This window comes from Pseudomonas sp. ASL9, from assembly GCF_056680335.1.
In genome coordinates this window covers 4187649-4201230 of record NZ_CM155277.1, presented here as the reverse complement: position 1 = coordinate 4201230, position 13582 = coordinate 4187649, and the positions used below count along the sequence as shown (strand labels likewise).

Annotated in this window: 13 protein-coding genes; 12 read left to right on the top strand and 1 reads right to left on the bottom strand. The window is 57.8% G+C overall.

Going from position 1 to position 13582, the window contains the following annotated elements:
- The first annotated feature begins 92 nt into the window (after positions 1–92).
- From AC1ME2_RS19450 to AC1ME2_RS19435, 4 genes are all read left to right on the top strand, one after another.
- Positions 93–1679: an MBOAT family O-acyltransferase gene (locus tag AC1ME2_RS19450; protein ID WP_480436017.1), complete on the top strand. Its 1587-nt coding sequence runs from the start codon at positions 93–95 to the stop codon at positions 1677–1679.
- Between the two features lie 10 nt (positions 1680–1689).
- The gene (locus AC1ME2_RS19445; protein WP_480436016.1) at positions 1690–2865 is read left to right on the top strand and encodes an alginate O-acetyltransferase; all 1176 of its coding nucleotides are present in this window, start codon (positions 1690–1692) and stop codon (positions 2863–2865) included.
- Between the two features lie 12 nt (positions 2866–2877).
- A complete protein-coding gene (locus AC1ME2_RS19440; RefSeq protein WP_480436014.1) occupies positions 2878–3564 on the top strand; it encodes an alginate O-acetyltransferase AlgF in 687 nt (228 codons plus the stop codon).
- 123 nt (positions 3565–3687) lie between these two features.
- The gene (locus AC1ME2_RS19435) at positions 3688–5139 is read left to right on the top strand and encodes a mannose-1-phosphate guanylyltransferase/mannose-6-phosphate isomerase (RefSeq protein WP_480436013.1); all 1452 of its coding nucleotides are present in this window, start codon (positions 3688–3690) and stop codon (positions 5137–5139) included.
- 152 nt (positions 5140–5291) lie between these two features.
- Here the strand turns inward: AC1ME2_RS19435 and apbC are convergent, their stop codons facing one another.
- Positions 5292–6386, bottom strand: a complete 1095-nt coding sequence (gene apbC, locus AC1ME2_RS19430; protein WP_480436010.1) for an iron-sulfur cluster carrier protein ApbC — start codon at positions 6384–6386, stop codon at positions 5292–5294.
- A gap of 187 nt (positions 6387–6573) precedes the next feature.
- Between apbC and metG the strand changes: the two genes are divergently transcribed.
- From metG to AC1ME2_RS19390, 8 genes are all read left to right on the top strand, one after another.
- A complete protein-coding gene (metG, locus tag AC1ME2_RS19425) occupies positions 6574–8616 on the top strand; it encodes a methionine--tRNA ligase (RefSeq protein ID WP_480436009.1) in 2043 nt (680 codons plus the stop codon).
- Between the two features lie 129 nt (positions 8617–8745).
- Positions 8746–9333 (top strand): Rnf-Nqr domain containing protein, encoded by a 588-nt coding sequence (locus tag AC1ME2_RS19420; RefSeq protein ID WP_480436008.1) that lies wholly within the window; start codon positions 8746–8748, stop codon positions 9331–9333.
- Positions 9330–10196, top strand: coding sequence for an electron transport complex subunit RsxB (gene rsxB / locus AC1ME2_RS19415; protein ID WP_480436005.1), 867 nt, complete (start codon positions 9330–9332; stop codon positions 10194–10196). Before AC1ME2_RS19420 ends, rsxB begins: the two co-directional genes overlap by 4 nt.
- Before the next feature lie 22 nt (positions 10197–10218).
- Positions 10219–11232, top strand: a complete 1014-nt coding sequence (locus tag AC1ME2_RS19410) for an RnfABCDGE type electron transport complex subunit D (protein ID WP_480442228.1) — start codon at positions 10219–10221, stop codon at positions 11230–11232.
- Positions 11225–11848 (top strand): RnfABCDGE type electron transport complex subunit G, encoded by a 624-nt coding sequence (locus AC1ME2_RS19405; protein WP_480436004.1) that lies wholly within the window; start codon positions 11225–11227, stop codon positions 11846–11848. The genes AC1ME2_RS19410 and AC1ME2_RS19405 overlap by 8 nt, the downstream gene beginning before the upstream one ends.
- A complete protein-coding gene (locus AC1ME2_RS19400) occupies positions 11845–12510 on the top strand; it encodes an Rnf-Nqr domain containing protein (protein ID WP_480436003.1) in 666 nt (221 codons plus the stop codon). The genes AC1ME2_RS19405 and AC1ME2_RS19400 overlap by 4 nt, the downstream gene beginning before the upstream one ends.
- Positions 12507–13145, top strand: a complete 639-nt coding sequence (nth, locus tag AC1ME2_RS19395) for an endonuclease III (protein ID WP_480436001.1) — start codon at positions 12507–12509, stop codon at positions 13143–13145. The genes AC1ME2_RS19400 and nth overlap by 4 nt, the downstream gene beginning before the upstream one ends.
- Before the next feature lie 105 nt (positions 13146–13250).
- Positions 13251–13433: a PA3496 family putative envelope integrity protein gene (locus AC1ME2_RS19390; RefSeq protein ID WP_480435999.1), complete on the top strand. Its 183-nt coding sequence runs from the start codon at positions 13251–13253 to the stop codon at positions 13431–13433.
- The last annotated feature ends 149 nt before the right edge of the window (positions 13434–13582 follow it).

Sequence of the window (13582 nt, the reverse complement as noted above, 5' to 3'; positions counted from 1 at the left end):
TCCTACAAGGATGGCAATACACCCCCCTGTTTTTGGTGGGGGGGTTTGGGGGGGCTGCGGCCCTTGACTGTTGAACCAACGGAGAGATAAGGATGGTTTTCTCATCCAATGTGTTCCTGTTCTTGTTCTTGCCGATCTTCCTCGGTTTGTACTACTTGAGTGGGCAACGCTATCGCAACTTGCTGTTGCTGATTGCCAGCTATGCGTTCTATGCCTGGTGGCGAGTGGATTTCCTGGCGTTGTTCGTCGGCGTGACCCTGTGGAACTACTGGATCGGCCTCAAAGTCGGCGCGGCAGGCGTACGCACCAAACCGGCACAGCGCTGGCTGTTGCTCGGCGTGGCGGTGGATCTGTGCATCCTGGGCTACTTCAAATACGCTAACTTCGGCGTGGACAGCATCAACGCAATGATGACCTCGCTCGGTCTGGAGCCGTTCATCCTGACCCATGTGTTGCTGCCGATCGGGATCTCCTTCTACATCTTCGAGTCGATCAGCTACATCATCGACGTCTACCGTGGCGACACACCGGCCACACGCAACCTGATCGATTTCGCCGCGTTCGTCGCGATCTTTCCGCACTTGATCGCAGGCCCGGTGTTGCGCTTCCGTGACCTGGCCGACCAGTTCAACAATCGCACGCACACGTTGGACAAGTTCTCCGAAGGCGCCACGCGCTTCATGCAGGGTTTCATCAAGAAGGTGTTCATCGCTGACACCCTGGCCGTGGTCGCCGACCACTGCTTCGCCTTGCAGCACCCGACCACCGGCGATGCCTGGCTCGGCGCCCTGTCCTATACCGCCCAGCTGTATTTCGACTTCTCCGGCTACAGCGACATGGCCATCGGCCTGGGCCTGATGATGGGCTTCCGCTTCATGGAGAACTTCAAGCAGCCGTACATCAGCCAGTCGATCACCGAGTTCTGGCGGCGCTGGCACATCAGCCTGTCCACCTGGCTGCGTGACTACCTGTACATCACCTTGGGCGGTAACCGCGGGGGCACCTTGACCACTTACCGCAACCTGTTCCTGACCATGTTGTTGGGTGGTCTGTGGCACGGCGCGAACATCACTTACATCGTGTGGGGCGCCTGGCACGGCATGTGGCTGGCCATCGAAAAAGCACTGGGGCTGAACACTAACCAGCGCAGTTTCAACCCGATCCGCTGGGCGCTGACCTTCCTGCTGGTGATCATGGGCTGGGTTATTTTCCGCTCGGAAAACCTCCACGTTGCTGCTCGGATGTACGGCGCGATGTTCAGCTTCGGTGAATGGCAACTGTCGGAACTTAACCGCGCCAGCCTCACCGGCCTGCAAGTGGCAACACTGATCGTGGCGTACATGACACTGGCGTTCTTCGGTCTGCGTGACTTCTACGCCAACCGACCTAAAGCCGGCCAGATCAAGAGTGCGAAACCTGCTGCCGGCGAAGAGAGCACCGAGGCCAACGGTCCCGCAACAGCTCAACCGGGGATGATCAAAGCAGTCCCTGGCGATCAGCCGAACAGCATTCACCTGCCGGGTTACACCGTCGGCACCGAGGCTCAAGTGCAGCCTGCGTTCTGGGTCGCGGACTGGCCGCGTTATGCCATGCGAACCCTGGTGTTGCTGTTGTTTGTGGCATCGATCCTCAAGCTCTCGGCGCAAAGTTTCTCGCCGTTCCTTTACTTCCAGTTTTGAGGAGCCTGCCATGACCCGATCATTACGCATCCTCTACATAGCCTTGTTCCTCGCCATCCTGTTGGCACTGGGTGCCTGGTCGCTGCGCAGCTTCGGCAGCTTCTCGACTTCCGCCGAGACCACCGTGCTCAACGGACGCTGGACCAAGGCAGCGGAGACTCATTACGACGATGAGTTCCCGATCAAACGCCTGGGCACCAACCTCTGGGCCGCGCTGGATTTCAAACTGTTCAACGAAGGTCGTCCCGGCGTGGTGCTGGGCAGCGATCAATGGTTGTACAGCGATGAAGAATTCGACCCCGTGGTCAATGGCGAACAGAACGAAGCAGACAACCTGGCGCTGATCCAGGGCGTGCGCGATGCCTTGGAAAAACAGGGCACGCAGCTGGTGCTGGCCATCGTGCCGGCAAAAACCCGCCTGTACCCGGAACACATCGGCAACAACACCCCGGCTGCGCTGCATGCCGATCTGTATCAACAGTTCCATGCGCAAGTGGCGAACGCCGGCATTATTGCCCCTGACCTGTTGACACCGCTGCAAACCGCAAAGCAGATCGGCCCGGTGTTCCTGCGCACGGACACTCACTGGACACCCATGGGCGCCGATGTCGTCGCTCAACGGCTAGGCACGGTCATCAGCACGGAAACGCCTTTGAGCGGCGAACCTGAAAAGTTCGTCACCGTGGCCAAAGAGACCGCGCCGTACAAGGGCGATCTGACCACTTTCCTGCCACTGGACCCGCTGTTCAGCAACCTGCTACCTAAACCGGATCAGCTGCAACAACGCAGCACTAATCCGGCCCAGGCCGAGGCTGAAGGCGGCGATGCCCTGTTCGCCGACAGCGAAGTCGCGGTAGGGCTGGTCGGCACTAGCTATAGCGCCAACCCGAATTGGAACTTCCTTGGCGCCTTGAAGCAAGCGCTGCACAGCGACGTGGTCAATTACGCCGAAGACGGCCATGGCCCGATTCTGCCCATGCTCAAGTACCTGCAAACCGACGCGTTCAAGAACAGCCCGCCACAGGTGCTGATCTGGGAGTTTCCGGAACGTTATCTGCCTGCTCACAACGACCTTGGCGAGTTCGATCCACAGTGGATCGCCCACCTTAAACACGCTCGCGACCCTCAACAAAATTTGGCACTTAACGCCAACAAATCCGAGTCGCCCAACCGGGCGCAAAACTGAGAGGACCTTCCCATGACCTTACAGACCACCCCACTTCGTTTGTCCAAAACCGGCTCAACCAAAAAAAGCCTGTTGAAAACCTGCGCACTGGTTGCCGGTATCGGCCTGTTCTCCATGCAAGCTTTCGCCGGTGGCGACTCTGCGCTCTACGGCCCGACCGCGCCTAAAGGCTCGACGTTCATCCGGGTCTACAACGCCAGCAACGCGGAAGTCAGCGCCAACGTGGGTAACACCAACCTCAACGAAATCGCGCCGTTGGCCAGCAGTGCCTTCAGCTTCATGCCCCAGGGCGACTACAGCGCCAAGGTCGGCAGCCAGACCCTGCCGGTGAAACTGGCCAGTGATCACTATTACACCCTCGTCAGCAACACCAGCGGCACGCCGCAACTGGTGGAAGAGCCGCCGTTCAAGAACAAACAGAAATCCCTGGTTCGCGTGCAGAACCTCAGCGACAAAGCGCTGACCTTGAAAACGGCCGATGGCAAGACTGACGTGATCCCGGCCGTCGCTGCCAAAGGCCGTGGCGACCGTGAAATCAACCCGGTGAAAGTCAGCCTGGCGCTGTACGACGGTGACAAGAAAGTCAGCGACCTCAAACCGGTTGCCCTGGAGCGTGGCGAAGCCGCCGTGCTGTATGTCACCGGCAGCGGCAGCAGCCTGTCGCCGGTATGGGTAAAACCCCCGGTCGCGACTCGCTAACCCATTGAAACAGCCGGCCCTGGACTTCTTAGCCAAACGAGGGCCGGCGGGTACGGAACAACAACAAGACTGAAACGACAGAAAACGACGTACAGCCTTTTTGAAGACTTTTGGAGAAACAAAATGATTCCAGTAATCTTGTCAGGTGGTAGCGGTTCACGACTCTGGCCGCTTTCGCGCAAACAGTTCCCTAAACAGTTCCTGGCACTGACCGGCGAACATACCCTGTTCCAGCAAACCCTCGAGCGCCTGAAGTTCGACGGTATGCAGGACCCTATCGTGGTCTGCAACAAGGACCACCGCTTCATCGTCAGCGAGCAACTGGATACGTTGAAGCTGGCAACCCAGGCCATCTTGCTCGAGCCCTTCGGCCGCAACACCGCACCGGCTGTCGCGATCACTGCGATGATGCTACTGAGCGAAGGCCGTGATGAACTGATGTTGGTGCTGCCGGCCGACCACGTCATCGACGATCAAAAAGCCCTGCAACGTGCCCTCGCCCTGGCGACCGTCGCGGCTGAACGCGGCGAAATGGTGCTGTTCGGCGTACCGGCGACCAAACCTGAAACCGGCTATGGCTACATCAAGTCGACCAACGATGTGTTGCTGCCTGAAGGTGTGAGCCGCGTTTCGCACTTCGTCGAAAAACCTGACGAAAAACGCGCCACCGAGTTCGTTAAGGCTGGCGGTTATTTCTGGAACAGCGGCATGTTCCTGTTCCGCGCCAGCCGTTACCTGGAAGAGCTGAAAAGGCACGACGCGGACATCTACGACACCTGCATGCTGGCCCTTGAGCGCAGTAGCCGTGACGGCGACAGCATCGACATCGATGAAGCCACCTTCGCCTGCTGCCCGGACAATTCCATCGACTATGCCGTGATGGAAAAAACCCAGCGCGCCTGCGTGGTTCCGCTCACCGCTGGCTGGAACGATGTCGGTTGCTGGTCATCGCTGTGGGACGTGCAGGAAAAAGACGTCCACGGCAACGTCGCCAAAGGCGATGTGGTCATCCAGGACAGCCGCAACTGCATGATCCATGGCAATGGCAAACTGGTCTCGGTCATTGGCCTGGACAACATTGTCGTGGTCGAAACCAAAGACGCCATGATGATTGCCCACAAGGACAAGGTTCAGGGCGTCAAGCAGATGGTCAACACCCTCAACGAACAGGGTCGCAGCGAAACCCAGAACCACTGTGAGGTTTACCGACCTTGGGGTTCCTACGATTCGGTCGACATGGGCGGCCGGTTCCAGGTCAAGCACATCTCGGTCAAACCAGGCGCTTGCCTGTCCCTGCAAATGCACCACCACCGTGCCGAACACTGGATCGTCGTCTCCGGCACGGCCGAAGTGACCTGCGATGAAAACGTGTTCCTGCTGACCGAAAACCAATCCACGTACATCCCGATAGCCTCGGTCCACCGCTTGAAAAACCCAGGCAAAATCGCGTTGGAAATCATTGAAGTCCAATCCGGCAGCTACCTGGGCGAAGACGACATCGAACGTTTCGAAGACGTCTACGGCCGTTCCAACGTGTTGGAAATGGGCATACAGACCAAGACCATCGCGCGGTGATACGGCGTCAAACGTAACGCACTAGCCTCCACACCCCCTCTGCGTATTCAGATCCGCAGAGGGGGTGTGGAGGCTTTTATGTATCGTAAGAAATGTAAAGGTGTTGCGCCAATAGCGTGAGCACCCGGCTGGATGCCCACGACATCGACAGTTCAGTCGTCGCTGATGGTGATGTTCGGCATCGCCTGGGTTTGAGCTTCCTGCAAGACGATTCGCGCACCTACGTGACGAGCCAGTTCCTGATAGACCATGGCAATCGGGCTTTCCGGATCGGCGATCACTGTCGGCTTGCCGCTGTCCGCCTGTTCGCGAATCACGATCGACAGTGGCAATGACGCCAACAGCTCGACGTCGTATTGCGCCGCCAGCTTCTCACCACCCCCCTCTCCGAACAGGTGCTCCGCGTGACCGCAATTGGAGCAGATGTGCACGGCCATGTTTTCCACGACACCCAACACCGGAATGTTGACCTTACGGAACATCTCGACGCCTTTCTTGGCATCCAGCAACGCCAGATCCTGCGGGGTGGTGACAATCACAGCGCCTGCCACAGGGACTTTCTGTGCCAGTGTCAGCTGGATATCACCGGTGCCAGGCGGCATATCGATGACCAGATAATCCAGATCATTCCACGCTGTTTGCGTAATCAGTTGCAGCAGCGCGCCAGACACCATTGGCCCGCGCCAGACCATCGGCGTGTTGTCATCGGTCAGGAATGCCATGGACATGACTTCGATGCCATGGGACTCGATGGGCACGAACCATTTTTGATCCTTGATCTTCGGCCGCGTGCCTTCCGGGATGCCAAACATCACACCCTGACTCGGACCATAGATATCGGCATCGAGAATACCGACCCGTGCGCCTTCGCGGGACAGCGCCAGCGCCAGGTTTGCGGCGGTAGTGGATTTACCCACACCGCCTTTACCTGAAGCGACGGCAACGATGTTCTTCACATTGGCCAGACCCGGGATTTGTCCCTGTGCCTTATGCGCAGTGATCACGCTGCGAACGTCGACATTGGCCGAGGACACACCCTCGATCCCTTCGATAGCCATTTTCAGCATTTGCGCCCAGCCATTCTTGAACAGGGCGGCGGCATAACCCAACTCAAGCTGAACGCTGACGCGATCGCCCTGAATATCGATGGCACGCACACAGCCAGCGCTGAGAGGATCCTGATTCAAGTAAGGGTCGGTATATTGGCGAAGCACGGCTTCCACCGCTGTGCGATTGACGGCGCTCATGGCTACTCCCGGTAAAAAGACTGAGTAAAACAGAAGGCTATCCTACCCGTTATGAAAGTTGCCGGCATGCTTTCACACCCTGCCGATCAGTTGGCTGATCGTGGGCAATGCTTGCCAACGGGGTGAAATATATCGCCCAGACCTTTATAGTGACCGACCTCCGTTTCACTTCAAGTAGCCGAGCCCCATGTCCGAGCCACGCAAGATTCTCGTCACCAGCGCCCTGCCCTATGCCAATGGATCAATTCACCTTGGCCATATGCTTGAGTACATCCAGACCGATATGTGGGTGCGCTTCCAGAAGCATCGCGGCAATCAGTGCATTTATGTCTGCGCGGACGACGCCCATGGCTCGGCGATCATGCTGCGCGCTGAAAAGGAAGGGATCACCCCAGAACAGCTGATCGACAATGTAAAGGCTGAACACAGCGCCGACTTTGCCGACTTCCTGGTGGATTTCGATAACTTCCACTCGACTCATTCTGACGAAAATCGTGAGTTGTCGAGCCTGATCTATACCCGCTTGCGCGACGCAGGTCATATCGCAACCCGTTCGATTACCCAGTATTTCGACCCGGAAAAGCAGATGTTCCTGGCCGACCGCTTCATCAAGGGCACCTGCCCTAAATGCGGCACGGAAGATCAGTACGGCGATAACTGCGAAAAATGCGGTGCAACCTACGCCCCGACCGACCTGAAAGATCCGAAATCAGCGATTTCCGGTGCGACACCGGTATTGAAAGAGTCCCAGCACTTCTTCTTCAAGCTGCCAGACTTCGATGCGATGCTCAAAAGCTGGACCCGCAGCGGCACATTGCAGGATGCCGTGGCAAACAAAATCGCCGAATGGCTGGATGCAGGCCTGCAACAGTGGGACATCTCACGCGATGCGCCGTATTTCGGTTTCGAGATTCCAGGCGAGCCGGGCAAGTACTTCTATGTCTGGCTGGACGCGCCCATTGGTTACATGGCCAGCTTCAAGAACCTTTGCGCACGTCGCCCTGATTTGGACTTCGATGCTTACTGGGCCAAGGATGCCACCACCGAGCTGTACCACTTCATTGGCAAGGACATCATCAACTTCCACGCCTTGTTCTGGCCAGCCATGCTCGAAGGTGCAGGCTTCCGTAAGCCAAACGCAATCAACGTCCACGGCTACCTGACCGTCAACGGCCAGAAAATGTCGAAATCGCGCGGCACCTTCATCAAGGCCCGTACGTACCTGGACAACCTGTCGCCGGAATACCTGCGCTATTACTATGCCGCCAAGCTCGGCCGGGGCGTCGACGACCTGGACCTGAACCTGGAAGACTTCGTGCAGAAGGTCAACTCCGACCTGATCGGCAAAGTGGTCAACATTGCCAGCCGGTGTGCCGGTTTCATCCACAAAGGCAATGCCGGCGTGCTGGTCGCAGGCAATGCCGCGCCAGAATTGACCGACGCCTTCCTCACCGCCGCACCCAGCATCGCCGACGCGTACGAAACGCGCGACTTTGCCCGGGCCATGCGCGAAATCATGGGCCTGGCTGACCGCGCCAATGCGTACATCGCAGAAAAAGCACCCTGGTCGCTAGCCAAGCAGGAAGGCAAGCAAGACGAAGTCCAGGCTGTTTGTGCGCTGGGCATCAACCTGTTCCGCCAACTGGTGATTTTCCTCAAACCGGTGTTGCCGCTCCTGGCTGCCGATGCAGAGGCCTTCCTGAACGTCGCGCCACTGACCTGGAACGACCACCAGACGCTACTGAGCAATCATCAGCTCAATCCGTTCCAGCCGCTAATGACACGAATCGACCCCGTAAAAGTGCAAGCCATGACCGACGCCTCGAAAGAAGACCTGACCGCCAGCCAGACCTCCGTTGCCCCACAAGGTAATGGCGAACTGGTGAAAGAACCATTGGCCGCAGAGATCGACTTCGGCGCATTCGAAGCCGTGGACCTTCGCGTGGCCCTGATCCTCAAGGCCGAACACGTTGAAGGCGCCGACAAGCTCCTGCGTCTGACCCTGGACATTGGCGACGAACAGCGCAATGTCTTTTCCGGGATAAAAAGCGCCTACCCAAATCCAGCCGAGCTGGAAGGTCGCCTGACGATGATGATCGCCAACCTCAAACCACGCAAAATGCGCTTTGGCATCTCCGAAGGCATGGTGATGGCGGCAGGCCCTGGTGGTGAAGAAATCTACCTGCTCAGCCCGGACAGCGGCGCCAAGCCTGGTCAACGCATCAAGTAAGCCCAATAAAAAGCCCGCGAACAGTGCTGTTCGTGGGCTTTTTCGTGCAAGAAGTACGACCTGCTTCTTTGCCGGGTACTATCTTCCTTAAAGGCCCCCCTCTCGCCTGCTCGATCCCCCGGCACGATCATGACCGATCTCATCCTCACGCTCATCAGCGCAGCATTGATCAACAACTTTGTGTTGCAATTACCACTTGGGGTTGATTCGCTGCTCCAGGCCTCGCACCCAGCAGACTTCTCCCGCTGGCAGGTGCATGCACTGGGCATTGCGACCGTTTGGATCATGCTTTTAAGCACGCTCCTCAGTTACCTGCTGTACCGCTATCTGCTGATGCCGCTGGAACTGACGTATCTGCGCTTGTTTGTGTTACTGCCGGTCGCCGTGCTGTCGATCATGCCCGGCTTGTCCCTGCTGTCTCGATTATTGCCGCGATTGCCACTCAACGGGCTGTGGCCGCTACTGCTGAGCAATGCCGGGATCCTCGGGCTCTCGCTGCTGAGCACGCAGGCAGACAAGGGGATTTTCCTCACGCTGGCATTGAGCCTTGGGGCCGGACTGGGCTTTTGGTTAGTGCTGAGTCTGTTTCACGATCTTCGTCAACGCATTCAAACCCAAGACGTTCCACTGCCTTTTCGCGGAGTCCCCATCGAGCTGATCAGCGCCGGCCTGATGGGCCTGGCCTTTCTCGGCTTCAGTGGGCTGGTCAAACCATGAACCTGATCCAATCTATCGACGCGCTGTTGCCACAGACGCAGTGTGGCAAGTGCGGGCATCCCGGCTGCAAGCCCTACGCCGAGGGGATTGCCAGCGGCGAAGCGATCAACAAGTGCCCGCCTGGCGGTGACGAAACCATCGCCGCGCTCGCTCGACTACTGAAAGTACCTGTCGTGCAACTGGACCTTGAGCGCGGCCCCGCACCGTCGCAGATTGCATTCATCCGTGAAGCCGAATGTATTGGCTGCACCAAATGCATTCAGGCCTGCCCGGTGGATGCCATCGTGGGCGCGGCCAAGCTGATGCACACCGTCATCGTCGATGAGTGCACCGGTTGCGACCTGTGCGTGGCGCCTTGCCCAGTGGATTGCATCGAAATGCACCCGTTGCCGCTCAGCGTGATACCCATCGTTGGCAGCCTCGCGCTCAGCAGCGAACAGCAACAGGCCCGCGCCAGCAAGCGGAACCATGCGCGCCGACGCTTCGAGCTGCGCAACGACCGGCTGCGCCACGAAGAAGAACACAAACAGGCCGAACGATTGGCCCGCTCACAACGCCCGACTCAAACACCCGTAACAACGACCACCGCCCCGCTCAACCCCGTACAGTCTGCCATCGAGCGCATTCGAGCGCAGAAAGCCGCCGCCAATGACCAAGCCCTGAAAAAGGCCAAGATTGCCCTGGCCATGAGCCGGGCGCAGCTGAACAAGTCGCTCAAGGCCTTCGGCCATCCCCCAACCGCTGAACAGCAAGCACAGCTGGTTGTACTGCAGCGCGAATTCGAAGCCGCCGAGCACACCTTGATCACGCTCGAAGCGACGGTTCAGGCGCAACCTGAGGTCAGCACTCATGCCAAAGCCTGAGGGCCCCAGCACGGCTGAAAAAATGAGCATGGCCGAACAGTTCAGCGAACGCCTGCAAAAAACCATGGTACTGGTGTTACTGGCCACGGTGCCCGGCGCACTGACCCTGCTGTGGTTTTATGGTTGGGGCGTTGTGATCAATTGGCTACTGGCAGCCAGCATGGCCCTGGCGGTAGAAGCCGCGGCACTCACGCTACGCCAACAGCCGCTCAAGCCGTCCCTGAGCGACGGCAGTGCATTGGTGAGTGCAACCCTGCTGGCCTTTGCCCTGCCACCGTATTCGCCATGGTGGTTGACCTTGCTGGCCAGCGGCTTTGCGCTGCTATGTGGCAAGCACCTGTTCGGCGGTGTGGGTAAAAACCCGTTCAACCCGGCCATGCTTGGGTATGCCATGGCGCTGGTGTCGTTTCCGCAACAGATGAATCACTGGCCGGCGCCCCATGGTCTGAATCTGATGGGCGGCCTGCAACAGATTTTCGGCGTCAGTTTCGGCTCAAGCACGCAACCCGATGCCTGGGCTCAAGCCACTGCGCTGGATGCGTTGCGGATCAACAAGAGTCTGACCATCGACGAACTGTTCGCGAGCAACCCGTCGTTCGGCCGGTTCGGTGGCAGAGGTGCGGAATGGCTCAACCTGGCATTCCTCGCGGGCGGTGCGTTCCTGCTCAAACAGCGGGTGTTCACCTGGCATGCACCTGTGGGAATGCTCGGCAGTCTGTTCATCATCAGCCTGCTCTTTTGGAACGGTTCGGGGTCGGATTCCCACGGCTCGCCACTGTTTCACCTGCTGACGGGTGCGAGCATGCTCGGCGCGTTCTTTATCGCGACAGAACCGGTGTCCGGCCCCAAAAGCCCCCGTGCGCGGCTGTTGTTTGGCGTTGGTGTGGGAGTGATCACGTACCTGATCCGCACGTGGGGAGCCTACCCCGACGGGGTTGCTTTCGCGGTGCTGTTGATGAACCTCACAGTGCCCGCGCTGGAACGCCTGGAGCGAATGAGGCCCTCCGAAGAAAAACCGGAACCGCGTCATGAATAAACCCTCCAGAACCCTCAGCGTGTTGATCATCACCCTCCTCGCCTGCGTCGGGGCGGGCCTGACGATCGCTCTGCAACACGGCGCAAGTGGGCAAATCATTGCAGCGCGAGAGGCCGCTCAGGCTCAATCGTTTCTATCGATCCTGCCTCCAGATAGCTATGACAATCATCCTTTGCGACACCCTCTAACCCTGCCTGAGCGCACATCTGCACCCCAGACAGTCATCGCCGCGTATCTTGCAACACTGGGTGATCAACCCAGCGCCATCATTTTCCAAAGCCAGACGCAGGGTTACTCCGGGAGCATCGAACTGCTGATTGGCGTCTCGGCCAATGGCAAACTGATCGGTGTAAAAGCCCTCAAGCAAAGCGAAACACCGGGTCTGGGCGCGCGTATCGCTACCGAACCTGGCTGGCTGGCTGGGTTTCTCGGCAAATCAACGAATGACCCGGCAGAGTCGGGTTGGGCATTGAAAAAAGACAACGGACAATTCGATCAGATCGCGGGGGCGACGATTACTTCTCGAGCCACCACCCGTGCGATCCACGAAACACTGCAATTCTTCGATGCCAATCGAGCGCAACTCCTGTCGCCATCCACAGGTAACCCGCCATGAGCGAGCGAGCGCAACAGAACAACGACTTCAGCCCCCTTCTTGGCCCGCTGAGCCTGACACCCCTCCTGGGCGTCACTGATTCGCTCGTGCGGGCAATGGGGCTATTGTTGGTCCTATGGATCGTCGTCGGCCTGCACGTTGCGTTAGTCAGGTGGATGCGCCCCCTACTGAACCCCGGCTCGCGTCTGCTCGCCAGTACACTGGTGGCTGCAGCGCTCGTCAGTTGCACTGAGCTGATTTTGCAGGCGCAAGCGCTAGCGTTCTATCAGGGGCTAGGGATTTACCTGGCATTGATTGGCATTCATTGCATGCTGAACGAACGTGCAGTCAACGTGGCTGACGATCAAATTCAAGCGTTTCCAACGCTTATCACTCTGTTCAGCGTATTGATGCTGATCCTTGGGTTACTGCGCGAATTGCTGGGCAACGGCACCTTGTTCAGCCATGCCCAGTGGTTGTTTGGCGCAAGCGCAACGCACTGGGAAATTAATGTGCTCACTGGAGGGCTACACCTTGCACTCCTGACGCCCGGAGGATTTATCCTGCTAGGACTGCTTCTGGCTGCAAGAAACGCCTGGGCAAGCCGCTCAAGTCCAAATCGAATGCCTGACGCCAAGAACATTGATCGACTCTCCGCTTCCAAGGAAACGCTTCACCCATGAATGCCGCAAAACGCCTGGAAATTTTCCGTCGCCTGCGCGAAGACAATCCGGAACCTAAAACCGAATTGGCCTACAGCTCACCGTTCGAACTGCTGATCTCCGTGATTCTTTCGGCCCAAGCGACAGATGTCGGGGTGAACAAAGCCACTGCACGCCTGTATCCGGTGGCCAATACCCCCCAAGCGATTTACGACCTGGGCGTGGCGGGGTTGTCCGAGTACATAAAAACCATCGGGCTCTACAACAGCAAAGCAAAAAACGTCATCGAGACCTGCAGAATGCTGGTCGAACTGCACGGCGGCCAGGTACCACAGACCCGCGAAGCGCTAGAGGCCTTACCGGGCGTCGGGCGCAAAACCGCCAACGTTGTTCTTAACACCGCCTTTCGCCAACTGACCATGGCGGTTGACACGCATATCTTTCGCGTCAGTAATCGCACAGGCATCGCGCCCGGCAAAAATGTGGTCGAGGTAGAAAAGCAACTGATGAAATTTGTTCCAAAGGATTTCCTGCTCGATGCTCATCACTGGCTCATCCTGCATGGGCGTTATGTTTGCCAGGCTCGAAAGCCGCGCTGTGGCAGCTGCAGAATCGAAGACCTCTGCGAATACAAGCAAAAGACCTCTGACGATTGAGTGATAGAGGTTTTATTAGGCGATCGATTGAAAAAATCTTTTTTACCCAGCCCAGGATTGTCGCTATAAGGTGCGCCAATGACAGCCTAAGCCTGGAGTCACTTTATGAGCACTGGCAAAGAGCAACTAGACATAGAAGACGACTTCGTTGCAGTCGAAACGGATGAGGATACGCAGACACCTGTGGAGCAGGCCAAGACCAATTTGAGTAAGCGCCGGACTATAGACAATCTTCTGGAAGAACGACGTTTGCAAAAGCAACTGGCCGATTACGACTTCGACCTGTAAAGCATCAGCCTCCCCGCCGGCTGTTGGAAAGCGGTCTTTGCCCCCCAAGCGTTTGACCGTTTAAAGCCTCTCACTCGCGAGAGGCTTTAGCGACTTTGCGATTTCCATGTGTGGCGGCGGCAGAACCTGCCCTCTCTATCCAATATTCC